The sequence below is a fragment of the Kitasatospora griseola genome (genome assembly GCF_014648555.1).
Taxonomy (GTDB): Bacteria; Actinomycetota; Actinomycetes; order Streptomycetales; family Streptomycetaceae; genus Kitasatospora; species Kitasatospora griseola.
The window spans coordinates 122,221-147,313 of the sequence record NZ_BMRI01000012.1 but is presented as its reverse complement, the minus strand read 5'-3'; the positions used below and the strand labels follow the sequence as shown (position 1 = coordinate 147,313).

At 71.8% G+C, this 25,093-nt stretch carries 22 protein-coding genes and 1 pseudogene; 3 read left to right on the top strand and 20 right to left on the bottom strand.

The window, feature by feature from the left end; all coding sequences use genetic code 11:
• The 3 genes from alaS to IEZ12_RS17765 form a co-directional block, all read right to left on the bottom strand.
• A partial coding sequence (gene alaS, locus IEZ12_RS38570; protein WP_229847631.1) for an alanine--tRNA ligase occupies positions 1-1,325 on the bottom strand: 1,325 nt, incomplete at its 3' end.
• Positions 1,325-1,756 carry a DUF6167 family protein gene (locus IEZ12_RS17770; protein WP_100585087.1) on the bottom strand — a complete coding sequence of 144 codons (432 nt, stop codon included), beginning with the start codon at positions 1,754-1,756 and terminating at the stop codon, positions 1,325-1,327. The genes alaS and IEZ12_RS17770, both read right to left, overlap by 1 nt.
• Before the next feature lie 5 nt (positions 1,757-1,761).
• Positions 1,762-2,238, bottom strand: a complete 477-nt coding sequence (locus tag IEZ12_RS17765) for a DUF948 domain-containing protein (protein WP_100585086.1) — start codon at positions 2,236-2,238, stop codon at positions 1,762-1,764.
• A 311-nt stretch (positions 2,239-2,549) separates the two neighbouring features.
• Between IEZ12_RS17765 and IEZ12_RS17760 the strand changes: the two genes are divergently transcribed.
• Complete coding sequence (locus IEZ12_RS17760; RefSeq protein WP_189272872.1) at positions 2,550-4,601, top strand: ATP-binding protein; 2,052 nt, start codon at positions 2,550-2,552, stop codon at positions 4,599-4,601.
• 71 nt (positions 4,602-4,672) lie between these two features.
• Here IEZ12_RS17760 and rpsD read toward each other — a convergent pair whose 3' ends face one another.
• The 8 genes from rpsD to IEZ12_RS17720 form a co-directional block, all read right to left on the bottom strand.
• Positions 4,673-5,287, bottom strand: coding sequence for a 30S ribosomal protein S4 (gene rpsD / locus IEZ12_RS17755; RefSeq protein ID WP_035860039.1), 615 nt, complete (start codon positions 5,285-5,287; stop codon positions 4,673-4,675).
• Positions 5,288-5,606: 319 nt separating this feature from the next.
• Positions 5,607-6,956 carry a replication-associated recombination protein A gene (locus tag IEZ12_RS17750; RefSeq protein WP_189272871.1) on the bottom strand — a complete coding sequence of 450 codons (1,350 nt, stop codon included), beginning with the start codon at positions 6,954-6,956 and terminating at the stop codon, positions 5,607-5,609.
• Between the two features lie 42 nt (positions 6,957-6,998).
• Entirely contained in the window at positions 6,999-7,604 is a 606-nt protein-coding gene (locus tag IEZ12_RS17745; RefSeq protein ID WP_189272870.1) for a hypothetical protein, read from the bottom strand.
• A 72-nt stretch (positions 7,605-7,676) separates the two neighbouring features.
• Positions 7,677-8,453, bottom strand: coding sequence for a polyphosphate kinase 2 (gene ppk2, locus IEZ12_RS17740; protein WP_373295490.1), 777 nt, complete (start codon positions 8,451-8,453; stop codon positions 7,677-7,679).
• A gap of 167 nt (positions 8,454-8,620) precedes the next feature.
• The gene (locus IEZ12_RS17735) at positions 8,621-9,127 is read right to left on the bottom strand and encodes a GNAT family N-acetyltransferase (protein ID WP_189272868.1); all 507 of its coding nucleotides are present in this window, start codon (positions 9,125-9,127) and stop codon (positions 8,621-8,623) included.
• A gap of 142 nt (positions 9,128-9,269) precedes the next feature.
• The gene (gene aspS / locus IEZ12_RS17730) at positions 9,270-11,060 is read right to left on the bottom strand and encodes an aspartate--tRNA ligase (RefSeq protein ID WP_043908554.1); all 1,791 of its coding nucleotides are present in this window, start codon (positions 11,058-11,060) and stop codon (positions 9,270-9,272) included.
• The gene (hisS, locus tag IEZ12_RS17725; RefSeq protein ID WP_189272867.1) at positions 11,057-12,328 is read right to left on the bottom strand and encodes a histidine--tRNA ligase; all 1,272 of its coding nucleotides are present in this window, start codon (positions 12,326-12,328) and stop codon (positions 11,057-11,059) included. The genes aspS and hisS overlap by 4 nt, the downstream gene beginning before the upstream one ends.
• Before the next feature lie 11 nt (positions 12,329-12,339).
• Entirely contained in the window at positions 12,340-13,074 is a 735-nt protein-coding gene (locus tag IEZ12_RS17720; protein WP_189272915.1) for an MBL fold metallo-hydrolase, read from the bottom strand.
• Positions 13,075-13,298: 224 nt separating this feature from the next.
• Between IEZ12_RS17720 and IEZ12_RS17715 the strand changes: the two genes are divergently transcribed.
• A complete protein-coding gene (locus IEZ12_RS17715) occupies positions 13,299-14,048 on the top strand; it encodes a peptidylprolyl isomerase (protein ID WP_043908558.1) in 750 nt (249 codons plus the stop codon).
• 205 nt (positions 14,049-14,253) lie between these two features.
• Positions 14,254-15,483 carry a DUF349 domain-containing protein gene (locus IEZ12_RS17710; protein WP_189272866.1) on the top strand — a complete coding sequence of 410 codons (1,230 nt, stop codon included), beginning with the start codon at positions 14,254-14,256 and terminating at the stop codon, positions 15,481-15,483.
• 63 nt (positions 15,484-15,546) lie between these two features.
• Here the strand turns inward: IEZ12_RS17710 and IEZ12_RS17705 are convergent, their stop codons facing one another.
• The 9 genes and pseudogenes from IEZ12_RS17705 to IEZ12_RS38565 form a co-directional block, all read right to left on the bottom strand.
• Positions 15,547-16,344, bottom strand: a complete 798-nt coding sequence (locus IEZ12_RS17705; RefSeq protein ID WP_189272865.1) for a hypothetical protein — start codon at positions 16,342-16,344, stop codon at positions 15,547-15,549.
• Between the two features lie 75 nt (positions 16,345-16,419).
• Positions 16,420-18,711, bottom strand: coding sequence for a RelA/SpoT family protein (locus IEZ12_RS17700; RefSeq protein ID WP_189272864.1), 2,292 nt, complete (start codon positions 18,709-18,711; stop codon positions 16,420-16,422).
• Between the two features lie 198 nt (positions 18,712-18,909).
• Positions 18,910-19,464 carry an adenine phosphoribosyltransferase gene (locus IEZ12_RS17695; RefSeq protein WP_043908563.1) on the bottom strand — a complete coding sequence of 185 codons (555 nt, stop codon included), beginning with the start codon at positions 19,462-19,464 and terminating at the stop codon, positions 18,910-18,912.
• A 24-nt stretch (positions 19,465-19,488) separates the two neighbouring features.
• On the bottom strand, positions 19,489-20,589 hold the full coding sequence (gene secF, locus IEZ12_RS17690) for a protein translocase subunit SecF (protein WP_189272863.1): 1,101 nt from the start codon (positions 20,587-20,589) through the stop codon (positions 19,489-19,491).
• A gap of 3 nt (positions 20,590-20,592) precedes the next feature.
• Positions 20,593-22,365, bottom strand: a complete 1,773-nt coding sequence (secD, locus tag IEZ12_RS17685) for a protein translocase subunit SecD (RefSeq protein WP_373295488.1) — start codon at positions 22,363-22,365, stop codon at positions 20,593-20,595.
• 154 nt (positions 22,366-22,519) lie between these two features.
• On the bottom strand, positions 22,520-22,918 hold the full coding sequence (yajC, locus tag IEZ12_RS17680; RefSeq protein ID WP_229847630.1) for a preprotein translocase subunit YajC: 399 nt from the start codon (positions 22,916-22,918) through the stop codon (positions 22,520-22,522).
• Between the two features lie 184 nt (positions 22,919-23,102).
• Entirely contained in the window at positions 23,103-24,176 is a 1,074-nt protein-coding gene (ruvB, locus tag IEZ12_RS17675; RefSeq protein ID WP_229847629.1) for a Holliday junction branch migration DNA helicase RuvB, read from the bottom strand.
• Between the two features lie 59 nt (positions 24,177-24,235).
• Positions 24,236-24,847: a Holliday junction branch migration protein RuvA gene (gene ruvA, locus IEZ12_RS17670; protein ID WP_043908577.1), complete on the bottom strand. Its 612-nt coding sequence runs from the start codon at positions 24,845-24,847 to the stop codon at positions 24,236-24,238.
• 58 nt (positions 24,848-24,905) lie between these two features.
• Positions 24,906-25,093, bottom strand: a pseudogene (locus IEZ12_RS38565) (crossover junction endodeoxyribonuclease RuvC); the annotation flags it as partial.

The following is a 25,093-nucleotide window of genomic DNA, read 5'->3' as shown; positions in this document are numbered from 1 at the left end:
GCCTTGGCGTCGGCCTTGGCGCGGTCCCGCTGCTCCTGCATCAGGCGGCGGAAGCCGGCCTCGTCGACCTGGAGACCCTGCTCCTCGGCCATCTCCAGGGTGAGGTCGATCGGGAAGCCGTAGGTGTCGTGCAGCTTGAACGCCTGCTCGCCGGAGAGCACCACGCCGCCGCCGGCCTTGGTCTCGGTGACCGCGGCGTCGAGCAGGTTGGTGCCGGAGCGCAGGGTCTGCAGGAAGGCGTTCTCCTCGGCGACCACGACCGTCTCGATGCGCTTGCGGTCGGTCTCCAGCTCCGGGTACTGCGGGGCCATCGCCTTGATCGAGATGTCGATCAGGTCCTTGGCGACCTGCCCGGTGGCGCCCAGCAGGCGCATGTTGCGGATCGCCCGGCGCAGGATGCGGCGCAGCACGTAGCCGCGGCCCTCGTTGCCGGGGGTGACGCCGTCGCCGACCAGCATCAGCGCGGTGCGGAAGTGGTCGGTGACCACGCGCAGCGAGACGTCCGACTTGTGGTCGGCGCCGTAGGTGTGGCCGGTGAGCTCGGCGGCGCGGTCGAGGATCATCCGGCTGGTGTCGATCTCGAACAGGTTGTCGACGTCCTGCAGGACCGCGGCGAGGCGCTCCAGGCCGAGGCCGGTGTCGATGTTCTTGCTCGGCAGGTCGCCGAGGATCTCGAACCCGTCCTTGCCGTCGCCGTGGCCGCGCTCGTACTGCATGAAGACCAGGTTCCAGATCTCCAGGTAGCGCTCGCCGTTGACCGCCGGGCCGCCCTCCTCGCCGTACGCGGGGCCGCGGTCGTAGTTGATCTCCGAGCACGGGCCGCACGGGCCGGGAACGCCCATCGACCAGAAGTTGTCCTTCATGCCCAGGCGCTGGATCCGCTCGGACGGCACGCCGATGACGTCCCGCCAGATCTGCTCGGCCTCGTCGTCGTCCTTGTAGACGGTGATCCAGAGCTTCTCGGGGTCCAGGCCGTAGCCGCCGTCCGCGACGGAGCCGGTGAGCAGCTCCCAGGCGAACTTGATGGCGCCTTCCTTGAAGTAGTCGCCGAACGAGAAGTTGCCGCACATCTGGAAGAACGAGCCGTGCCGGGTGGTCTTCCCGACCTCCTCGATGTCCAGGGTGCGGACGCACTTCTGCACGCTGGTGGCGCGCGAGAACTGCGGCTTGACCTCGCCGAGGAAGTACGGCTTGAAGGGCACCATGCCGGCGTTGACCAGCAGCAGGGTGGGGTCGTCGGCGACCAGCGAGGCCGACGGTACGACGGTGTGGCCGCGCTCCTCGAAGAAGCGCAGCCAGCGGCGGCGGATCTCTGCCGACTCCATCAGTGGGGGTCCTTCCGATCGGTCGTGCGGCCCGGCAGCTCGCGCTGACGGGGCTTGGCAACGATTTGGGGGGTGGTGCGGCGCGTGCCGCGAGACGTGGGCAGGGCGGCGGCCGGGGAGCCCGGGGCCGCCGAGATAGCTCGGTCCCCGCCGGAGCCGGCCGCGCCGCTGAGCGTGCGACGGCGGGGCGGTTCGACGACCGCGGTGCCGTCCAGGCCGAGGTCGGCGCGCAGCTGCTGCTCGCGCTCGGCCATGCCGGTCTTCACGTCGCGGGCGAACTGCCGGGCGGCGTCGCCGAGTTGGAGCGCGCCGCGGGCGGCGGTGCCGGACAGCGAGTCGGGCGTGAGGCGGTGCACCGCCTCGTTGGCCTTGTTCATGGCCCAGACGGTCGCGCCCGCGCCGACCGCCATCCAGAAGATTCTGCGCACCATCGCCGTCAGCCCTTCACGGCCCGGCGCACGCGGGACAGCAGCCCGCCGCGCGGTGCGGTCGCGGCCCGTACCTCGGCCCGGACCAGCCGGGCCAGCTCCTCCCGCTCGCCGCTCTGCTGCGGTACCGCGAGCCCGGCCTGCTGCCGGTTCACGGCCCGGCGCACGCCGTAGCTGAACGCGGCCAGCTTCACCAGCGGCCCGCCGACGGTGGCGGCCACCGTGGAGGACAGCGCCTTGGCGTCGGCCGCGGCGTCCTGGACGTTGGCGGTGATCTCGTCGACCCGCTCCAGCTGCTCGTGCGCGCTGCGGACGGCGGCGTTCGCGTCCTGCAGCAGCGGCACGGCCTGCTCGGTGACGGCGGAGACCAGGACGGTGGCCTCCCGCAGCACCTTGGACAGCCGGACCAGCACCACGGCGAGCAGGGTGACCAGGACCGCCCAGAAGACGGCGACCAGCAGACCGGCCAGCTCTCCCACGGACACCTTCGCGCGCTCCCTCGCCTGTCCCAGTCACACTCGTGCAATTCCGGGGTGCAATCCCAGGCCTGAACCCTACCGTGACTGCCGACCGCTCCCCGACCGGATATCGGCAGGTACGCCCGAGTCCGAACCGGTCGGATGTGCGAACACCGCGCGTAACCTACCGCCCGGTCGCCTCGTTGGGGGAGGTGACTCGCGGAGTACGCGCCGGCGGGTCGGACGGGTTCCAGGGCCGGTCCGGTCGATCCTGTCGGTCGCGCGTCCGGCAGGATCCGCCGGGCAGGCACTAGCGACGGGGGCGTCTCGTGGAGAGCATGGCGGCAGCGTCGGGCGGGCCGGGCCGGCTGCCCGCCGAAGTCACCCGCTTCATCGGCCGGGCCGCCGAACTCGACGCCCTGGCAGAGCTGCTGGGCCGCTCCCGGCTGGTCACCGTGACCGGCCCGGGCGGCGTCGGCAAGTCCCGGTTGGCGCTGCGGGCCGCCGCCCGGCTGGCCGCCGGCTTCCCGGACGGCGCGCGCCTCGCCGAGCTCGGGCCGGTGCGGGACCCCCTGCTGCTCGGCCCCGCCGTGCTGGCCGCGCTGGGCCAGGGCGACCTCGGAGCCCGTCCGCTCGCCGACCGCCGCCTGCTGCTGGTGCTGGACGGCTGCGAGCACCTGGTCGAGGCCTGCGCCGCGCTGGTCGACGAGCTGCTGCGGGCCGCGCCGGGCCTGCGGGTGCTGGCCACCTCCCGGCAGTCGCTGCGGGCGGCCGGCGAGCACCTGCTGCCGCTCGCCCCGCTGCCGGTCGAGCCGCCGCCGGGCCGGGCCGACTCGGAGGCGATGCTGCTGTTCGCCGACCGGGCCGCCGCCGTTCGGCCGGGCTTCCGGCTGGACGGCGCCGACCGCGCCGAGGTGGCGCTGCTCTGCCGCCGTCTGGACGGCCTCCCGCTGGCCCTGGAGCTGGCGGCCGTCCGGCTGCGCGCCCTGTCGGTGGAGCAGCTGGTGGCCCGGCTGGACGACCGGTTCCGGCTGCTGACCGGCGGCGGCCGCACCGTCCCGGCCCGGCACCGGACGATGCGCACCGCGATCGGCTGGAGCCACGAACTCTGCACCATGCAGGAACGTTTACTCTGGGCCCGCCTGTCCGTCTTTGCCGGCGGCTTCGACCTGGACGCCGCCGAATACGTCTGCGGCGGCCGGGGCCTGGAGCTCGACGACGTCCTCGAACTCCTCGACGCGCTGGTCGACAAGTCCGTGCTGGAGCGCCTCGACGGCGATCCCGTCCGGTTCCGGATGCTCGAAACCCTGCGCGACTACGGCACCCACTGGCTGCGGGCCGGCGACGACCACCGGCGGCTGCTGCGCCGCCACCGCGACTGGTACCTGTCCGTCGCCACCTGGGGCGAGGTCGAATGGTTCGGCCCCCAGCAGGCCGAGACCGCCGAACGCACCCGGCTCGCCCACCCCGACCTGTGCGCCGCCCTGGAGTTCTCGCTCGCCGAACCCGGCGAGGAGCAGCCCGCCCTCTCGCTGGCCGGCGCCCTCTGGTACTTCTGGCTCGGCACCGGCCGGCTCGGCGAGGGCCGGCACTGGCTGGACCGCGCCCTCGCCCGCGCCCCCGAACCCACCGACGCGCGTGCCAAGGCCCTCTGGGTCACCGGCCACCTCGCCACCCTCCAGGGCGACCCGGCCCGGGCCCGCCCCGCCCTCGCGGAGTGCCGCCGCCTGGCCCTGGACACCGGCGACGCCCGGGCCCTCGCGCACGCCGTCCACCGCCAGGGATCCGCCGCCCTGATCGGCGACGACCCGGCCCGCGCCGCCGAACTCCTCGGCGAGGCGCTGCGGCACTACACCGCCCTCGGCGAGCTCGACTCCCACGTCCTGCTGGCCATGGTCGGGCTCGCCCTGGCCCACCTGTTCCTCGGCGACGAACCGGGCGGCACCGCCTGGGCGGAGCGCGTCCGCGACAGCTGCGAACAGCACGGCGAGCAGTGGGCCCACGGCTACGGCCTGTACGCGATGGCCTGGGCCCGCCGCCAGTCCGGCGAACCGCGGGCCGCCCGCGGCTTCGCCCGCGAGTCGATCCGGCTCACCCACCCGCTGCGCGACCCGCTCGGCCTGGTCCTCGCGATCGACCTGCTGGCCCTGCTCGCCGCCGAGGACCCCGCCCCCGACCCGTACGAGGCCCGCGTCCTGCAGGGCGCCGCACACCGGCTCTGGACCTCCGTCGGCACCCCGTTCTTCGGCTCCCGCACCTTCCGCGGCCCCCACCTCGCCTGCGCACGACGCGCCCGCGCCGCCCTCACCGAGCAGCAGTACGAGGAGGCCTTCCGCCTCGGCGCCCGCCTCGACCTGGACGCCGCCGTCCGCCGCGCCCTCGGCCCCTGACGCCCGCCACCGCCCGGAGAACGGGAAACGCCCCCGCGGTCCGAGGACCGAGGGGGCGTTCCGCTCGCGGGTCAGCGCGAGTAGTACTCGACGACCAGCTGCTCGTCGCAGACAACCGGAACCTCGCGGCGCTGCGGCGCGCGGTCCAGGCGGAAGGCCAGGGCCTTCAGGTTGACCTCGAGGTACTTCGGGGTCTGGCCCTCGCCGGCGTTGCCGCCCTCGCGAGCCACCTGGAAGGGGACCTTCTCCTTGGACTTTTCCTTCACCGTGACGACGTAGCCCGGCTTCATCTGGAACGACGGCTTGTTGACCTTCGAGCCGTTGACCTCGATGTGACCGTGCACGACCATCTGGCGGGCCTGGTAGATGGTGCGGGCGATGCCCGAACGCAGAACCAGGGCGTCGAGGCGGACCTCCAGCAGGGCGACGAGCGCCTCACCGGTCTTGCCCTCGACCTTCTTGGCGGCCTCGAAGGCACGCGCCATCTGCTTCTCGCTGAGGTCGTACTGCGCGCGCAGACGCTGCTTCTCGGTCAGACGGACCTTGTAGTCAGAGTTCTGCTTGCGGCCACGGCCGTGCTGGCCGGGCGGGTACGGGCGGGCCTCGAAGTACTTGACGGACTTCGGGGTCAGCGGAACGCCGAGAGCACGGGCGATCTTGACCTTGGGGCGCTTCTGGTTCGCCATGTTTCCTTTTCCTGTTCAGATACGGCTGTCACCAGGTGTTGACGGAGGACGCTTCTCGCGGCCCGGAGAAAAACCGTCCGTCGCCGGATGGTCAGCCGCTCTCCGCGACCGGGCACTATGTGCTTGCACACGAGAGGCCCACCGACCGGGAAAGGTGGTGGGCTGCCCGCGACACCGAAAACCGGTGCGCACCGCTCCTGGAGAACTCCCTTGCGGGAGGCCTCCGTTGGTTGCCCCGCTGGTGCGGCCGGTCGTTCCTCGCGGAACCCCGGACCCGGGACACACTGCGGACAGTCTACAGGCTGCGACCGCCCGGGTTTCACTCGCCCTTGAGCCGGGCCCTGGTCCACTCCGCGATCTCCGCGTACCGGGCCTCCCCGCCCCGCCGGGTCGGCCGGTAGTACTCCTTGCCGTGCACCGCGTCCGGCGCGTACTGCTGCGCGGCGATGCCCTCCGGCAGGTCGTGCGGGTACTGGTAGCCCTTGCCGTGCCCGAGCTTCTTCGCCCCGCCGTAGTGCGCGTCCCGCAGGTGCGCCGGCACCGCGCCCGCCAACCCCTGCCGGACGTCCGCCAGCGCGGCGTCGATCGCCAGGTACGCGGCGTTCGACTTCGGCGCCAGCGCCAGCGCGATCGCCGCCTGCGACAGGATGATCCGCGCCTCCGGGAACCCGATCAGCGCGACCGCCTGCGCGGCCGCGACGGCCGTCGGCAGCGCCGTCGGGTCGGCCAGGCCGATGTCCTCACTGGCCGAGATCATCAAGCGCCGGGCGATGAACCGCGGGTCCTCCCCCGCCTCGATCATCCGCGCCAGATAGTGCAGCGTGGCGTCCACGTCACTGCCCCGGATCGACTTGATCAACGCACTCGCCACGTCGTAGTGCTGGTCGCCGTCCCGGTCGTACCGCACCGCCGCCCGGTTCACCGCCGTCTCGGTGGCCGCCAGCGTCAGCACGCCCCCGCCCTGCTCCAGCGCCGCCCCGGCTGCCGCCTCCAGCATGGTCAGCGCCCGCCGCGCGTCGCCCCCGGCCAGCCGCACCAGATGGTCCTCGGCGTCCTCGCTCAGCTCCACGCTGCCGCCCAGGCCCCGCTCGTCCGTGGTCGCCCGGCGCAGCAGCGTGCGGATGTCCTCGTCGGTCAGCGACTCCAGGGTGAGCAGCAGGGAGCGCGACAGCAGCGGCGAGATGATCGAGAAGTACGGGTTCTCGGTGGTCGCGGCGATCAGCGTCACCCAGCGGTTCTCCACGGCGGGCAGCAACGAGTCCTGCTGCGCCTTGGAGAACCGGTGGATCTCGTCCAGGAACAGCACCGTCTCCCGACCGGTCATCCCGACCGCCCGCCGGGCGCCGTCGATCACCGCGCGGACTTCCTTAACCCCGTGCGTGATCGCCGAGAGTTCGACGAACCTGCCCTCCACCGCCTGGCTGATCACGTGCGCCAGCGTGGTCTTCCCCGTCCCCGGCGGCCCCCACAGAATCACCGAGCTCGTCGCCGCCGGCCCCTTCGCCCCCGCGACCAGCCGCCGCAGCGGCGACCCCTCCTTCAACAGCTGCTGCTGCCCGGCCACTTCGTCCAACGTCCGCGGCCGCATCCGCACCGCGAGTGGGGCGCGCCCCGGCTCGGTGTTCTGGCGTTCCTCGGCTGCGTGAGTGAAAAGGTCGGGCTCGTCCACAGTACGAGAGCCTATACGGGAGGGGGGACACGAACAGGGGCGCTACTGCGACCTGTGCAGCAGGACCACGTCGAACTCCTCCATCCCGTAGATCACCGTCCCCGACGCCTTGCTCGCCGCCGACCGCACCGCCGCCTGGGCCGCGCGGGAGGCGGCGAAGGCCTGTCGGTCGGCGAAGATCGTGCCGACCACGCCCACCGACCGCTCGCGGTCGATGAGCATGGCGGCCCCCACGTACCCGTCGATCTCCCTGATCGCCGGCAGGCCGCTCTCCTCGAAGCCCTTCACGACCCCGTCCACGGCCGCCGGGTCGTACGCGAAGCGGGTGAGCCGGAAGCCGCCGTTCTCGACGGCGGGGCCGGGTTCGGCTGCGGCGACGTCCCAGCGGTTGACGGCGACGGTGGCGGCGAAGGGGACGAGCAGGGTGTCGCGGCGGTCGGCCAGTGCGGTGTCGCTGGCGGCCTCGTGCTCGGGGGTGTCCCACCAGGAGCCCATGGTGAGGGTGCCGAGTTGGCGGTTGGCGAACAGGCCGTAGCCGCGGTAGCCGGGTTGGCCGGAGAGGAGTTCGACGGATTCGCCGCGCAGTGCGTCGAGGCTGTCCTCCAGCAGGGCCGGGTCGCCGGTCGCGTAGACGGTGCGGACGTACATGGAGTGCCTCCAGCCGTTGCGGGATCTCCTCCATCGCACGCCCGCCGAACCGCACCGGTCAACCGGGGGCGGTCACTGCGCGAGCAGCGTCGCGGTGTGGTCGAAAACGTACTTCTGGAGGTCGCGCGGCGGCCGCTGGTAGCCGCGCGGTTCGGGCCTGGCCGGCAGGGTGACCGCGGGGCGGACCACCTCGCGGTACGGGACGGTGGAGAGCAGGTGGGCGATCATGTTGAGGCGGGCGCGGCGTTTGTCGTCGCTGTCGACGACGTTCCACGGGGATTCGGGGATGTCGGTGTAGACGAACATCTCGTCCTTGGCCCGGGAGTACTCCTCCCAGCGGGTGATGGATTCGACGTCCATCGGTGAGAGCTTCCACTGCCGCATGGGGTCGTCGAGGCGGTCGCGGAAGCGGCGTTCCTGTTCGATGTCGCTGACCGAGAACCAGTACTTGCGGAGCACGATGCCCGCTTCGATGAGCATCCGTTCGAAGGTGGGGCACTGGTGGAGGAACTGCCAGTACTCCTCCTCGGTGCAGAAGCCCATGACCTTCTCGACGCCGGCCCGGTTGTACCAGGAACGGTCGAACAGCACCATCTCGCCGGCCGCCGGGAGCTGTTCGACGTAGCGCTGGAAGTACCACTGGCCGCGCTGGCGTTCGGTGGGGGCGGGGAGGGCGACGATCCGGGCGATGCGGGGGTTGAGGTACTCGGTGACGCGTTTGATCGCACCGCCCTTGCCGGCGGCGTCCCGGCCTTCGAAGATCACGACCATCCGGATGCCTTCGCTGCGCACCCATTCCTGCATCTTGACCAGTTCCTGCTGGAGCCGGAGCAGTTCGGCCTCGTAGATCCGCTTGGGAACCCGCTGGACGCCCTTGGCGCCGCCGGCCTTCTTGCCACGCTTGGGGTTCGCCACTTCGCACACCTTCCGACCACCGCGCTGATGATGATCACTCAGGCTACGGGCCGCCGGTGGTCGACGCAGGTCGGCCGGCGGCCACTGGCGAACGGAGCGGGTCAGACCTCGTCGAACGGCGCGGCGTAGCGGCACATGCCGTGCGGGGCGCGGTCCGCGCCGGGCAGCACGAGTGCCTGGAAGTGCGTGTCGGGGACGTCGAACGGGCCGCTGATGCGGTGTCCCGAGGCGGGCTCGAAGCCGAACCGGCCGTAGTAGCCGGGTTCGCCGAGGACCACCACGACGCGCTCGCCGGCCTCCGCGGCGGCGGTCAGCGCGGCCCGGACGACGGCGCTGCCGACGCCCTTGCGCTGCCATTCGGGGGCGACGGCGACGGGCGCCAGGGCGAGCCCCTTGCCGCTGCCGATCTTCAGCCGGGTGAGCAGGGCGTGGCCGATGACGACCTCGCGGTCGTCGACGGCGACCAGGGAGAGTTCGGGCAGCCAGGCGGGGTCGCGGCGCAGCGCGTCCACCAGGTCCGCCTCTTCGGGGCCTGGGAAGGCCGCCATGTGCACGCGCCGGGTCTCGGCGGTGTCGGTGGGGAGTTCAACTCTGGTTCGTACGGTCATCCTTGACCCCTCTTGCGCCCTGCACCCCGTCGTGCAGTGATCCGGCCCCGGGCGGTGCGAGCCTACTCCTGGTGGGCGCGCACCGACCGGGGCCGGAACGAATCGTGATCTTTGTGATGTGCCGTCAGTTGCCGACGGTGCGTCAGGCGGTGGGCTCGGCCTCCGCCTTGGCGGCGTCCTTGGCCTTCGGCTTGGCGTCCACGCCGGCCTCCCGGCGCTGGGCCGGGGTGATCGGGGTGGGGGCGCCGGTCAGCGGGTCGCCGCCGGTGGAGGTCTTCGGGAAGGCGATGACGTCCCGGATGGTGTCGTAGCCACCCAGCAGGGTGACCACGCGGTCCAGGCCGAGCGCGATGCCGCCGTGCGGCGGGGGGCCGTAGTTGAAGGCGTCCAGCAGGAAGCCGAACTGCGAGGCCGCCTCCTCCTCGGACAGGCCGATCGCGTCGAACGCCCGCTTCTGCACGTCGCGCTGGTGGATACGGATCGAACCGCCGCCCAGCTCCGAGCCGTTGAGCACCAGGTCGTACGCGTTGGAGAGCGCGCTGCCCGGGTCGGTGTCGAAGGTGGCGAGCGACTCGGCGGTGGGCGCGGTGAACGGGTGGTGCACCGCGTGCCAGCCCTGGAACTCGCCCTTGTCGTCCTCGATCGGCTCGAACATCGGGAAGTCCACGACCCAGAGGAAGGCCCACTGGGACTCGTCGATCAGGTTGCAGCGGCGGCCGATCTCCAGGCGGGCCGCGCCGAGCAGCTCCTGCGAGGCGGTCTTCTTGCCGGCCGCGAAGAACACCGCGTCGCCGGGCTTGGCGCCGGCGGCGGCGGCCAGGCCGGCCAGGTGCTCCTCGGACAGGTTCTTGGCGACCGGGCCGCGCAGCTCGCCGGTCTCGGCGTCCACCAGGACGTACGCGAGGCCGCGGGCGCCGCGGGCCTTCGCCCAGTCCTGCCAGGCGTCGAGCTGCTTGCGGGGCTGCGAGGCGCCGCCGGGCATGACGACCGCGCCGACGTACGGGGCCTGGAAGACCCGGAACTCGGTGCCCTTGAAGTAGTCGGTCAGGTCGGTGAGTTCCTGGCCGAAGCGGACGTCCGGCTTGTCGGAGCCGTAGCGGGACATGGCGTCGACGTACGTCATCCGCGGCAGCGGGTTGGGGATCTCGTACCCGTGCACCTCGCGCCAGATCGCGGCGATGATCTTCTCGCCGAGGGCCAGGATGTCCTCCTGGTCGACGAACGAGGCCTCGATGTCCAGCTGGGTGAACTCCGGCTGCCGGTCGGCGCGGAAGTCCTCGTCGCGGAAGCAGCGGGCGATCTGGTAGTAGCGCTCCATGCCGGCCACCATCAGCAGCTGCTTGAACAGCTGCGGGGACTGCGGCAGCGCGTACCAGTGGCCGGGCTGGAGGCGGACCGGGACCAGGAAGTCGCGGGCGCCCTCGGGGGTGGAGCGGGTCAGGTACGGCGTCTCGATGTCGAGGTAGTCGTTCTCCTCCATCACCGTGCGGATGATGTGGTTGACCTTCGAGCGCAGCCGCAGCGCGCGGGCCGGGCCCTCGCGGCGCAGGTCGAGGTAGCGGTAGCGGAGCCGCACCTCCTCGTTGACCGAGCCGGGCTCGTACTCGGCGACCTGGAACGGCAGCGGCGCGGCCTCGGACAGCACCTCGATGGACTCGACGACGACCTCGACGGCGCCGGTCGGGATGTCCGGGTTCTCGTTGCCCTCCGGGCGGACCCGGACGTCGCCGATCACCTTCACGCAGTACTCGGAGCGCAGCCCGTGCACCGACTCCAGGTCGCGGACCACGACCTGCACGGTGCCGGAGGCGTCCCGCAGGTCGATGAAGGCCACGCCGCCGTGGTCACGGCGGCGGGCCACCCAGCCGGCCAGGGTGACGGTGGTGCCGGCGTGCTCCGGTCGGAGCGTGCCCGCGTCGTGCGTGCGGATCACAGCTGCTTCTCCTTCAGGGTGGTGACGAGCGCCTCCAGGGAGACGGGGGTCTGCTCGCCGGACTCCATGTCCTTGAGCTGGACCACGCCCTCGGCGAGGTCCCGGTCGCCCGCGATCAGGGCGAAGCGCGCCCCGGACCTGTTCGCGGACTTCATGGCGTTCTTGATGCTCTTGACGCCGAACGCGAGGTCGGTGGCGACACCGGCCCGGCGCAGCTCGACGGTCTTCGCGAACAGCACGTTCTTGGCCTCTTCGCCGAGCGCTACCGCGTACACCTCGGTGGTGACGGGCAGGTCGAGCTCGATGCCCTCGGCCTCCAGCGCGAGGAAGGTGCGGTCCACGCCCAGGCCCCAGCCGACCGAGGGCAGCGCCGGGCCGCCCAGCATCTCGGACAGGCCGTCGTAGCGGCCGCCGCCGCCGATCGCGGACTGCGAGCCGAGGCCGCCGTGCACGAACTCGAAGGTGGTGCGGGTGTAGTAGTCCAGGCCGCGCACCAGCTTGGGGTCGTCGACGAACGCGACCCCGGCGGCGGTGAGCAGCTCGCGGACCTTCTCGTCGTACGCCTTGCAGTCCTCGCACAGGTAGTCGCGCAGCTTGGGCGCGTCCACCAGCTGGGCCTGCACGGCCTCGCGCTTGTCGTCCAGGACGCGCAGCGGGTTGATCTCGGCCCGGCGGCGGGTGTCCTCGTCGAGGTCGAGGCCGGCCAGGAACTCCACCAGGGCGGCGCGGTAGACCGGGCGGCACTGCTGGTCGCCGAGCGAGTTCAGCAGCAGCCGGTACTCGCGCAGGCCGAGCGAGCGGAAGGCGTCGTCGGCGAGGATGATCAGCTCGGCGTCCAGCGCCGGGTCCTCGGCGCCGAGCGCCTCCGCGCCGACCTGCGAGAACTGCCGGTAGCGGCCCTTCTGCGGGCGCTCGTAGCGGTAGAAGTTGCCCGAGTACCAGAGCTTGACCGGCAGGTTGCCGAGCTTGTGCAGGTTGGCTTCCAGGGTGGCCCGGACCACCGAGGCGGTGCCCTCGGGGCGCAGCGCGAGGTCCTCGCTGCTCTCCGGGCGCCTGGCGAGGGTGAACATCTCCTTGGTGACGATGTCGGTGGACTCGCCGACACCGCGGGAGAACAGCTTGACGTCCTCGAACACGGGGGTCTCGACGTAGCCGTACCCGGCGCGGCGCAGCGGCGCGGACAGCCGCTCGCGGATCGCCAGGTAGGCCGCGGAGTTCACCGTGGGCAGCAGGTCGTAGGTGCCCTTGGGGGCGGTGAAGGTGCTCAACTTCTCTTCCGTCACATTCCTCGTCGCGGGAAGGCTGTGCTTTCGGCGGGGCCGCCACCCCGCGCTGCCTGCTGGAGGTAGGGGTTGGTGGCGCGCTCTCGGCCGATGGTGGTCTGGGAGCCGTGGCCGGAGAGCACCACGGTCGCGTCGTCGAGGGGCAGGCACACCCGGGCCAGCGAGCGCATGATCGCGCCGCTGTCTCCGCCCGGGAGGTCGGTACGCCCGATGGAGCCGGCGAACAGCAGGTCGCCCGAGAACAGCACCGGCGGGCACCACTCACTTGAGGAGGTGGCCTCCGCAGCGGGCGTCCTGAACGTCACCGACCCCTTGGTATGGCCGGGCGCATGGTCGACGGTGAGCTGCAGGCCGGCCAGGTCGAGCACGCTGCCGTCGGTCAACTCACGGACGTCGTCCGGTTCTCCGACGGTGAGGGAGCCCATCAGCTGCTGCCCGAGGGAGCGGCCGAGGGCCTTCTCCGGGTCGGCCATCATGTACCGGTCCTCGGGGTGGATCCAGGCCGGGACGCCCGTGGCGCCGCAGACCGGGACCACCGAGGCGACGTGGTCGATGTGGCCGTGGGTGAGCAGGACCGCGACCGGCTTGAGCCGGTGCTCGCGGATCAACTCCTCGACGCCGCTTGCCGCTTCGTGCCCGGGATCGACGATCACGCACTCCTCGCCGGCGGCGGGTGCGACCAGGTAGCAGTTGGTGCCCCAGGCCCCGGCGGGGAATCCGGCGACGAACACGCGAGTCCTTCGTTTCATGCGGTGGCGGTCTTCTTTCCCCCGCAGCCTACCGGCGGCACCGGGCCGCGGGCGAACCGGTTCCCGGGCGCGTTCAGGCCTTTCTCATGTGGCGTTGATCCCGAGCTGACACGGGGGGTCCCTACACTTGGCCGCCGACAGGTGCGACGATGCGCACCCGACAGTCACAAGTCCGACTCCCCACAGCGCAGTAGGAGACACGCCCGGTGGTCAGCAGCGAACAGCGTCGGCGGGAGCTCGCCCGCGAGAAGTACAAGCGCCAGATGGAGGCGCGCGCCACGGCCGCGGCCAAGCGCAAGAAGCGCAACGCCGTGGTCGCCTCGGTGGCGGCCCTGGTGGTGCTGGCGGGCGTCGGTGCGGCCGCGGCCGGTGTGTTCAGCTCGGACAAGAAGGACGACAAGAAGGCGTCCGCCGCCCCGACCCCGTCGTCGCAGGGCAAGAAGTGGGCCGCCGAGCCGGCCATGTCGATCGACACGGCGGCGCCGTACACCGCGACGCTGGACACCTCGGCGGGCAAGGTGACCTTCTCGCTGGACGCGGCGAAGGCCCCGCACACCGTCAACTCCTTCGTGTTCCTGGCCGGCCAGCAGTTCTGGGACAACACCAAGTGCCACCGGCTCACCACCGAGGGCATCTACGTGCTCCAGTGCGGCGACCCGACCGGCACCGGCTCCGGCGGCCCGGGCTACCAGTTCACCGACGAGAACCTGACCGGCGCGACCTACCCGGCGGGCACCGTGGCGATGGCCAACGCCGGCCCGAACACCAACGGCAGCCAGTTCTTCCTGGTCTACAAGGACACCCAACTGCCGCCCAGCTACACCCCGTTCGGCAAGATCACCGGCGGCCTGGACGCGCTCCAGAAGCTCGCCCAGGCCGGCGTCAAGGGCGGCGGCACGGACGGCCCGCCGGCCACCCCGGTCGACGTGAAGAGCATCACCGCGGCCAAGGGCTGACCCGCCGCGAAAATCGACCGGCGCCGGATGCGGACAGCACCGGCGCTGGTCGCCTATGTTGCTGTTGTATAGGGTGCCCAGACCGTCGGCCGTCACCCTCGGCACGACAACGACGGCTCGGGACGGCGGACTCCATCGGTCCGCCGCACATCAACTGTGGACGACGCTCCCGCCCGTGGGCGTGGCGTCATGTGGAGGAGGCGCTGTGAGCAGCGACCCGTGGGGCCGTGTCGACGAGCAGGGGAACGTCTACGTGAGGACGGCCGACGGCGAACGCCAGGTCGGCTCCTGGCAGGCCGGCTCTCCCGAGGAGGCCCTCGCCTACTTCGAGCGCAAGTTCCAGGGCCTGGAGGCGGAGACCGCCCTCCTGGAGCACCGGGTGCGCAAGACCGACCTGGCCGCCAAGGAGGCGCAGGTCGCGCTGGAGCACCTGCGCGCGCAGGTCGTCGAGGCGCACGCGGTCGGCGACCTGGAGTCGCTGGCCAAGCGCCTGGACACGCTGGCCGGGGAGATCGAGACCCGGCAGAGCGAGCGCAAGGCCGCCCGGGCGAAGGCCCAGGAGGAGACCCGCGCCGCCAAGGAGGCGCTGGTCGCCGAGGCCGAGCAGCTCGCCGAGTCCAACCAGTGGCGGGAGGCCGGCGACCGGCTGCGCGCCCTGGTCGACAGCTGGAAGGCGCTGCCGCGCCTGGACCGCAAGAGCGACGACGAGCTGTGGCACCGCTTCTCGCACGCCCGGTCGGTGTTCTCCAAGCACCGCAAGGCGCACTTCGCGGCCCTGGACTCGGAGCGCGACAACGCCCGCACGGTCAAGGAGAAGCTGGTCGCCGAGGCCGAGCAGCTCGCCGAGTCCACCGACTGGGGCCCGACCGCGGCCGCCTACCGCGACCTGATGACCCGTTGGAAGGCCGCCGGCCGCGCCCAGCGCGAGGCGGAGGAGGAGCTGTGGGCCCGCTTCCGCGGCGCCCAGGACGTCTTCTTCCAGGCCCGGTCCGCCGCGTTCTCCGAGCGCGACGCCGAGCAGGGCGAGAACCAGAAGGCCAAGGAGGCGCTGCTGGTCGAGGCCGAGGCGATCCTGCCGATCACCGACCTGAAGGCCGCCAAGGCCGCGCTGCGCGAGGTCGCCGAGCGCTGGGAGGCCATCGGCCACGTCCCGCGCGACGCCCGTCCGAAGCTGGACGGTCGGCTGGCCACGGTGGAGCGCGCCGTCCGCGAGGCCGAGGAGGCCGAGTGGCAGCGCTCCAACCCGGAGGCCCGGGCCCGTGCCACCGGCATGACCGCGCTGCTGCAGTCCGCTGTCGACAAGCTGCAGGCCGACCTGGACAAGGCCCGCGCGGCCGGCAACGCGTCCAAGGCCGCCAAGCTGGAGGCGGAGCTGGCGGGCCGTCAGGCGCTGCTCGACCAGGCGCAGAAGTCGCTGCAGGAGTTCACCTCCTGACGCTGCGTCACTGAAGGGGCCCGGTCGCCGTACGGCGACCGGGCCCCTTCGTCGTACCCGCCCTCAGACCGTGGTCGGGGTGGCCTCGGGCTGCTGGAGCCGGTCGATGTCCAGGCTCTGGTCGGGGCCGGGGGTGGCGGACGGCACCGGGGTGCCGAACTCGCCGAAGTCGACCGCGCCGACGTCCTGCTCCAGCCGCAGCGGCACCGGCGGCCCCTGGGCGGCCACGTACAGGGTGGCGGTGCCGGTGTCGGTGCTGCGGGCCAGCGGGACGGCCGGGCGGCCCTGCACGGTGGTGGTGGCGCCCTTGGTCAGGTCACTGGTGGCGGCGCCGAGCTGGTCGGCCAGGCCGCCGAGGTCGCACAGGGTGCCGATCTCGCCGAAGTCCGGGTCGTCGCTGGTGGTCTTCAGGTACCGGTCGCCGACCTGGTCGGCGAGCGCGGACCCGCCGTGGCTCTGCCAGAACGCCTGGTCGGGTTTGACCCACAGCTGATGCCCGGCCTTGACCACCTGGAAGCCGCCCACGTCGGTCTGGCTGAGCGTGCCGGTGCAGTTGCCGTCGGTGTCCAGCCGCAGGTCCATGGTGATCGGCTGCCCGCCGCCGGCGATGGTGCCGACCGCCCGCACCGAGCGGGCGTCCCGGAGCGCCTGGGCGGAGCGCTGCAGGATCTCGGCGGCCGACAGCCCGGCCACCCCGTTGTCGACGCCGGGGGCCGGCGTGCCGGCGGTCGCGGTGGCCGCCGCGGGGCTCGCCGCGGCGGCCGGTCCGGTGGAGCCGCCCGAGCCGCCGCAGCCGGCCGTCAGGGCGGCGACGGCCGCCGCCGCGCCCGCCACCGCCGTCATCGTCCGAGTCGTGTGCACGGTGCCTCCGGGAATCAGCGGGCCGCCCCCACCCGGCCAGTGTCGGCGGGGTGGGGGCGGCCTGCACCCGGAGTGCTACTTGTTGCGGGCCGAGGTGACCCGGTACACGTCGTACACGCCTTCGACGCCGCGGACGGCCTTCAGCACGTGGCCGAGGTGCTTGGGGTCGCCCATCTCGAAGGTGAACCGGCTCATCGCCACCCGGTCGCGGGAGGTCTGCACCGCCGCGGACAGGATGTTGACGTGCTGGTCGGAGAGCACCCGGGTGACGTCCGACAGCAGCCGGGAGCGGTCCAGCGCCTCCACCTGGATGGCCACCAGGAACACCGAGGACTGGGTGGCCGCCCACTCGACGTCGATGATCCGCTCGGGCTGCTGCTGCAGGGACTCGACGTTGACGCAGTCCGCGCGGTGCACCGAGACGCCGTTGCCGCGGGTGATGAAGCCGACGATCGGGTCGCCGGGCACCGGCGTGCAGCAGCGCGCCAGCTTCACCCACACGTCGTCCACGCCCTTGACGATCACGCCCGGGTCGCCCTTGGCCCGGCGGCGCATCGAACGCGGCTGGTGGGACGGGGTGGCCGTCTCGGCGAGGTCATCGACCGCGCCGTCCTCGCCGCCCATCGCCTGGACCAGCTTCTGCACGATCGCGGGCGCGGCGACGTGGCCCTCGCCGATCGCCGCGTACAGCGAGGAGATGTCCGGGTAGCGCATCTCGTGGGCCAGCGTGACCAGCGAGTCCCCGGTGAGGATCCGCTGGATCGGCAGGCCCTGCTTGCGCATGGTCCGGGCGATCGCCTCCTTGCCCTGCTCGATCGCCTCCTCGCGGCGCTCCTTGGAGAACCAGGCGCGGATCTTGTTCCGGGCCCGCGGCGACTTCACGAAGTTCAGCCAGTCCCGGGACGGGCCGGCGTTCTCCGCCTTGGAGGTGAAGACCTCGACCGTGTCGCCGTTCTCCAGCGTCGACTCCAGCGGCACCAGCCGGCCGTTCACCCGGGCGCCGATGCACCGGCAGCCGACCTCGGTGTGCACCGCGAACGCGAAGTCCACCGGGGTGGCCTGCGCGGGCAGCGCTATCACGTCACCCTTCGGGGTGAACACGAAGACCTCGTTGCTGGACAGGTCGAAGCGCAGCGACTCCAGGAACTCGCTGGGGTCCTCGGTCTCCTTCTGCCAGTCCAGCAGCTGCCGCAGCCAGGCCATCTCGTTGACCGCGTCGGCCTTGTCGTGCTGCCGCTTGTGGGTCGGGGTGTCGGTGCGCACCTTGGACGCGCCGGCCACCGCCCGCTGCTTGTACTTCCAGTGCGCGGCGATGCCGTACTCGGCGCGGCGGTGCATGTCGAAGGTGCGGATCTGCAGTTCGACGGGCTTGCCGCCGGGGCCGATCACCGTCGTGTGCAGCGACTGGTACATGTTGAACTTGGGCATCGCGATGTAGTCCTTGAACCGCCCCGGCACCGGGTTCCACCGCGCGTGGATGGTGCCCAGCGCCGCATAGCAGTCGCGGACGGTGTCGACCAGGACCCGGATGCCCACCAGGTCGTAGATCTCGGCGAAGTCCCGGCCCCGGACGATCATCTTCTGGTAGACCGAGTAGTAGTGCTTCGGTCGGCCCGTCACCTGCGCGGTGATCCGCGCCCCGCGCAGGTCGCCCTGCACCTGGTCGATCACGGTCGCCAGGTACTCGTCGCGCTTCGGGGCGCGCTCGGCCACCAGCCGGACGATCTCGTCGTACATCTTGGGGTAGAGGATGGCGAACGCCAGGTCCTCCAGCTCCCACTTGATGGTGTTCATGCCCAGCCGGTGCGCCAGCGGGGCGTAGATCTCCAGCGTCTCGCGGGCCTTCTTCTCCTGCTTCTCCCGCTTCAGGTAGCGCATCGTGCGCATGTTGTGCAGCCGGTCGGCCAGCTTGATCACCAGGACCCGCGGGTCCTTGGCCATCGCGACGACCATCTTGCGGACGGTCTCCGCCTGCGCCGCCTCGCCGAACTTCACCCGGTCCAGCTTGGTGACGCCGTCGACCAGCAGCGCCACCGAGTCGCCGAAGTCGTGCCGCAGCGTCTCCAGGCCGTAGTCGGTGTCCTCGACGGTGTCGTGCAGCAGGCCCGCCATCAGCGTCGGCGCGTCCATCCCCAGCTCGGCCAGGATGGTCGCCACCGCCAGCGGGTGCGTGATGTACGGGTCGCCGCTCTTGCGCTTCTGCCCGCGGTGCCACTTCTCGGCCACCGCGTACGCCCGCTCGATGTCCTTGAGCAGGGCCGGGTCGGCCTTCGGGTCGTTGGCCCGGATGGTCCGGAACAGCGGCTCCAGCACCGGGTTGACCATCGAACTGCGCTGTCCGCCCAGCCGGGCCAGGCGAGCCCGCATGCCGCCGGGCGAAGGGCGGGAGCTGGCAGTCGCAGCCGTGGGCACAACCTCGTCGGGCAAGGACACTCCTACGTGCGGACGGATCAACCTTCATCGTACCGGCGGCGCGACAGGCTTCCGCGTTCGGCCGACCCCCTACAGCGAAAGCCGCCCGGGAACGGAATCTGTTCCCGGGCGGCCCACCTGCGATCGGATCGGTCAGACCACGACCAGGGTCTCCAGCGGCGCACCGTGCAGGTGCGGGACGAGCCGCTCACGGCCCGTCAGGAAACCGAGCTCCATCAGCACCACGACGCCCACCAGCTCGGCGCCGGCCTCCTGGACCAGGTCCAGCGAGGCGGCGATGGTGCCGCCGGTGGCCAGCACGTCGTCCACCACCAGCACCTTCTCGCCGGGGGCGAACGCGTCGCACTGCACCTCCAGCGTCGCCGACCCGTACTCCAGGTCGTACGAGCGGGAGAACACGTCGCCGGGCAGCTTGCCCTTCTTGCGGATCGGGACGAACCCGAGTCCGGCCGCGACCGCGGCGGGCGCGGCCAGCACGAACCCCCGCGCCTCCAGGCCGACCACCTTGGTGGCGCCGAGTTCCTTCGCCCGCTCGGCCAGCGCCCGGGTCAGCGCGCCGAACGCCTCGGCGTCGGCCAGCAGGGGGGCGATGTCCTTGAACAGGACGCCCGGCTTCGGGTAGTCCTGCACGTCCCGGATCCGGCTGTTGAGCAGCTCGGTCAGGGCGGGGTCGATGGTGGAGGTCACGGGGGTTCCTTAACGACGCGGGGTTCAGCGCTTGCCGGACGGCCGTCCCTTGCCCCGGGTGCGGCTGGTCGGCTGGTTACGCTGTCCGACCATACCTGCCGGGACCTCCTCGTCGATCATCACGTCCTCGCCGCGCTCGGCGGCCTCCTCGGCCGCCTTGGCCTCGGACGCCCGGCGCTGCGCGACCCGCTTGGTCAGCGCCTTCATCTCCGGGGTCTGCTCCTTGAGCTGCGCGAGCAGCGGGGTGGCGACGCAGATCGAGGAGTAGGCGCCGGCCGCGAGGCCGATGAACAGGGCCAGCGAGATGTCGTTGAGGGTGCCCGCGCCGAGCAGGCCGCCGCCGATGAACAGCAGCGCGGAGACCGGCAGCAGCGCCACGACCGTGGTGTTGATGGAACGCACCAGGGTCTGGTTGAGGCCGTGGTTGGCGGCCTCGCTGTAGGTGCGGCGGGACTGCTTGGTGAGGCCCCGGGTGTTCTCCTTCACGGTGTCGAAGACGACGACCGTGTCGTAGAGCGAGTAGCCGAGGATGGTCAGGAAGCCGATCACGGTGCCCGGGGTGACCTCGAAGCCGACCAGGGCGTAGACGCCGATGGTGATCAGCAGGTCGTGGATCAGGGCGACCAGGGCGGCCACCGCCATCCGCCACTCGAAGGCGATCGCCAGGTAGACGGTGACCAGGACCATGAAGATGATCAGGCCGGTCAGCGCCTTCTTGGAGATGTCGGCACCCCAGGAGGGGCCGATCACCTGGGCGTTGATGTCCTTCTCCTCGACACCGACGGCCTGCGAGAACTCCTTGGTGAAGGTCGCCGCCGACACCGACTCCTCGGCGCTGATCTGGATCCGGACGTCACCCTTGTCGGTGGTCTGCACCAGCGCGGTGTTGGAGTTGGTGATCTTGTTGGCGGTGTCCTTCGCCTGCGACACCGACAGCCCGGGCTTGTGCACGGTGTAGACCGAGCCGCCCTTGAACTCGATGCCCAGGTGCAGGCCCATGGCCAGGCCGATCGCGGCCACCAGGACGATCACCGCGGAGATCGAGTACCAGATCTTCCGCTTGCCGACGAAGTCGAACGAGACCTCGCCCTGGTAGAGGCGGTGACCGATGTTGCGGAGCGACATGGGTCAGACCTCCTGGGTCTGCTGGGAGGGGGCGGGACGGCGGCGGGAGCCGCGGATCGGCGGACGGGCGCCGAGCCGCTTCGGGTCCAGGCCGGACCACGGGTGACCACTGGAGAAGAACTTGGTGCGGGCCAGCAGCGTGATCAGCGGCTTGGTGAACAGGAAGATCACCACGACGTCGAGCAGCGTGGTCAGACCCAGCGTGAACGCGAAGCCCTGCACCTTGCCGACCGACACCAGGTACAGCACCGCGGCACACAGGAACGACACGAAGTCCGACACCAGGATGGTGCGCCGGGCCCGCGGCCAGGCCCGCTGCACGGCGGGCCGCAGCTGGGCGCCCTCGCGGACCTCGTCCCGGATGCGCTCGAAGTACACGATGAACGAGTCGGCGGTGATGCCGATCGCGACGATGGCGCCGCAGACCGCGGGCAGGTTCAGCGCGAAGCCGACGCCGGCGCCCAGCAGGCTCATGATCGACCAGGTCAGGACCGCGGAGACCGCCAGACCGGCGATCGAGACCAGGCCCAGGCCGCGGTAGTAGACCAGCGAGTAGATGACCACCAGCACCATGCCGATCAGACCGGCGATCAGGCCGGCCTCCAGCTGCTCGGAGCCGAGCTGCGGGGAGACGGTGGTGACGTCGCTCTTCACGAAGTCCAGCGGGAGCGCGCCGTAGCTGAGCACGTTGCCCAGCGACTTGGCGTCGTCCTGGGTGAAGGTGCCGGAGATGACCGCGCTGCCGCCGGTGATCGACTCGCTCACGTACGGGTGCGAGACCACCTGGCCGTCCAGCACGATGGCGAACTGGTTCGCCGGGGCCGGCTGGGTGGCGAGCTTGCCGGTGGTGGACGCGAAGGCGTTCGAGCCGGCGTCGTTGAACGACAGGTCGACCATCCAGCCCTTGGCGGACTGGGTGTCGTAGACGGCCTGCGCCTTGGTGACGTCCTGGCCGTTCACGGCGACGCCGCCGAGCGCGAACTTGTACCAGATGCTCTGCTCGGCGTCGTACGAGCAGGCCACGGCCGGCGCGGACGGGTCGCTGGCCTTCTGGTAGTTCTGCCGCTGCTCCTTGACCGAGCAGTCCAGCGCGTTGAACTGCTGCTGCAGTTCGGCCGGGACGGTGCCCTGGGTCAGCGCGGCGCTCACGTCGGCCGGGTTGGTCGGCGTGGTCGGGGCGCTCGGGGCGGCGGAGCCGGTGGCGGGGGCCGAGGCGGAACCGCTCGGGTCGGCCTGCAGGGCGCCGGACAGGGCGCGGCCGGCCTTGGTGGCCGAGGAGCTCGGCGAGGCGGGCGCGGAGGCGCTGCCGGAGGCGGCCGGGCTGGCCGAGCCGCTGGGCGCCGTCGACGGCGCGCTGCTCGGCTGCGGCTGGGCGCTGATGCCGGTCGGCGCGGTGGCCAGCACCGGGCGGAAGTACAGCTTCGCGGTGTCACCGACCTTGTCGATGGACTCCTGCGTGTTACCACCGTCGGGGATGTTGACGATGATGTTGCTGTTGCCCTGGGTCTGGACCTCCGCCTCGGAGACGCCCATGCCGTTGACGCGCTTCTGGATGATGCCGACCGCGGTGTCGAGGTTTGCCTTGTTGATCGCGGAAGGATCGTCCGACTTGGCGGTCAGCGTGACGCTGGTGCCACCGGCGAGGTCGATACCGAGACGCGGCTTGGTGTAGCCCGTCCCGAACATGAGGGCCACCAGGCCGACGGTGACCACCAGAATGAGCGCCAGCGCCCGCCCCGGGTATCCGTCGCGCGACCGCGACTTGGGTGTTGCCACCTTGTTCGTTTCTCCCTGTCCATGCCGCTCGGCGGCCGACCCCGGGCCCCGCACAGGGCGGGGCCCGGAAGAGACGGACGCACGGCGGCCCAAGAGGTCCTGTGGGCTCGCGGCGGATGCCGCTGGTCGGGGAAGAGAGGCCCCCCCGGCCGTACTACTTGCTCTCGGGAGCCTCGGCGCCGGCCTTCGCCTCGTCCTTGGACAGGCTCAGCGGCTTCTCGTCGGCGTCCGTACCCTCGACGGCCTCGACCGCGTCCTCCTCCGACTCGTCCTCGGCGGGACGGCCGTTGATGATCGCGTCGTACTCGAGCGGCTCCAGGACCGCCGCGATGGCGCCCTTGGTGTAGTGCGCCACCACGCCGGGAGCGACCTCGAGCTCGATCGTCTCGTCGTTGACCGCCTTGACCACGGCGTACATGCCGCCGATGGTGCGGACACCCGAACCCGGCTGCAGAGCGGACTGCATGGTCTGCATCTGCGCCTGCCGCTTCTTCTGCGAGCGGAACATCAGGAAGATCGCCAGGAGCGGGAGGAGGAGGATGATGTAGTTCACAGCCAGGGTCCTTTGTCGGCCGCCCACCGGGCGGCCAGTGCGTGTACGTCGGCCCGTCGGGCGAGAGGGGCGGTCCGGCGGAGTCTAGGCGACCCGCACTGAACGGACAACGCCAAGCATGCCAGTGTGGCGCCGAAAGTGGCGAGCCTTGGCATGGACATAAACCGCCGATAAGGCAACCCGGTTACGCCTGGCCGTCCGCCCAGAGTTCGGGCTGCGGCCCGCGCGGCGCCCGGGTCGACTGCGGCGGGGTCAGCCCCAGGTGCTGCCAGGCCGCCGCCGTCGCGATCCGCCCGCGCGGGGTACGCGCCAGCAGTCCTTCCCTTACCAGGAAGGGCTCGGCGACCTCCTCCACGGTCTCCGCCTCCTCCCCCACGGCGACCGCCAGGGTGGACAGACCGACCGGTCCGCCGCCGAAGAGCTTCAGCAGCGCCTCCAGCACCGCGCGGTCCAGCCGGTCCAGTCCGCGCGCGTCGACCTCGTACACCTCCAGCGCCCGCGCCGCGATCTCCCGGGTGACCAGACCGTCGTGGCGGACCTGCGCAAAATCCCTCACCCGGCGCAACAGCCGGTTGGCGATGCGGGGCGTGCCGCGCGAGCGGCCGGCGATCTCCGCCGCGCCCGCCGGGTCGATCTCCACGTCCAGCAGCCCCGCCGAACGGTGGACCACCCGCTCCAGCTCGGCCGGCGCGTAGAACTCCATGTGGCCGGTGAACCCGAACCGGTCGCGCAGCGGCGGCGGCAGCAGACCGGCCCGGGTGGTCGCCCCGACCAGCGTGAACGGCGGCAGCTCCAGCGGGATCGCGGTCGCCCCCGGGCCCTTGCCGACGATCACGTCGACCCGGAAGTCCTCCATCGCCATGTACAGCATCTCCTCGGCGGGCCGGGACATCCGGTGGATCTCGTCGAGGAACAGCACCTCGCCCTCGGTCAGCGAGGACAGGATCGCCGCCAGGTCGCCGGCGTGCTGGATCGCCGGGCCTGAGGTGATCCGGATCGGCGCGTTCAGCTCCGCCGCGATGATCATCGACAGCGTGGTCTTGCCCAGCCCGGGCGGGCCGCTCAGCAGCACGTGGTCCGGCGCCGCACCGCGCTGACGGGCCGCCTGCAGCACCAGCGAGAGCTGCTCGCGCACCCGCTCCTGGCCGATGAACTCCTCCAGCATCCGCGGCCGCAGCGCCGCCTCCACCGCCTGGTCCTCGCCGTCGGCGGACGCCGTCACCAGGCGGTCAACGGGCTCGGACTCGTACGGACTCATCGGAAAACGGCTCCCCATTGTCGATTTGGTGACGGATCGTCAGATTGCTTCGGCGATGCTCAGCGGGCCCGGTTCAGACCCCGCAGCGCGAGCCGCAGCAGCGCGCCCACGTCCGGCGTGGCCTGCGCCTCGGCGTCCGGCGTCACCCGGGTCACCGCCTCGTCCGCCTCCCGCGGAGCGTAGCCCAGGCCCACCAGCGCCGAATGCAGCTGCTCGTGCCACGGCGCCGGGCCGGTCGCCACCGGCTTCTGCGCCGGCACCGTCCCGTGCGGGACGCCCAGCTTGTCCTTGTACTCCAGCAGCAGCTTCGCCGCCTTCGCCTTGCCGATCCCCGGCACCGCGATCAGCGCCTTCTCGTCACCGCTCGCCACCGCCACCCGCAGCGCCTCCGGCGAATGCACCCCCAGAATCGCCTGCGCCAGCTTCGGCCCGACCCCCGGCGCCGCCTGCAGCACCTCGAACGTCGCCCGCTCGTCGTCGTCCACGAACCCGAACAGCGTCAACGAGTCCTCCCGCACCACGAGGGACGTCGCCAGCCGCGCCACCTCCCCCACCCGCAGCGCCGCCAACGTCGACGGCGTGCACTGCACCGCCATCCCCACGCCCCCGACCTCCACCACGGCCACCCCGGCCCCCACCACCGCAACCGGGCCCTGCACAAAGGCGATCATGGTGAAGTCGTTTCCTTTCGAAGGTGGGAGCTTTCGGGACCTGCGGGGGTGCGCCCCGTCAGGGGCGCGTGGAGTTGCGCGGCCGGCCGGGCACTCTGCCGTACGCCGCCCGGGGCGCGCCGCTCTGCTGCTCGGACGGCTCCGCGGCCGGGGTGCCGTGCCAGGTGCCGCCGGCGGTGTGCGCCTTGATCGCCGCCGTCAGGCGGTTGGTGGTGCCGCCGCGCCAGATGTGGCAGATGGCCAGCG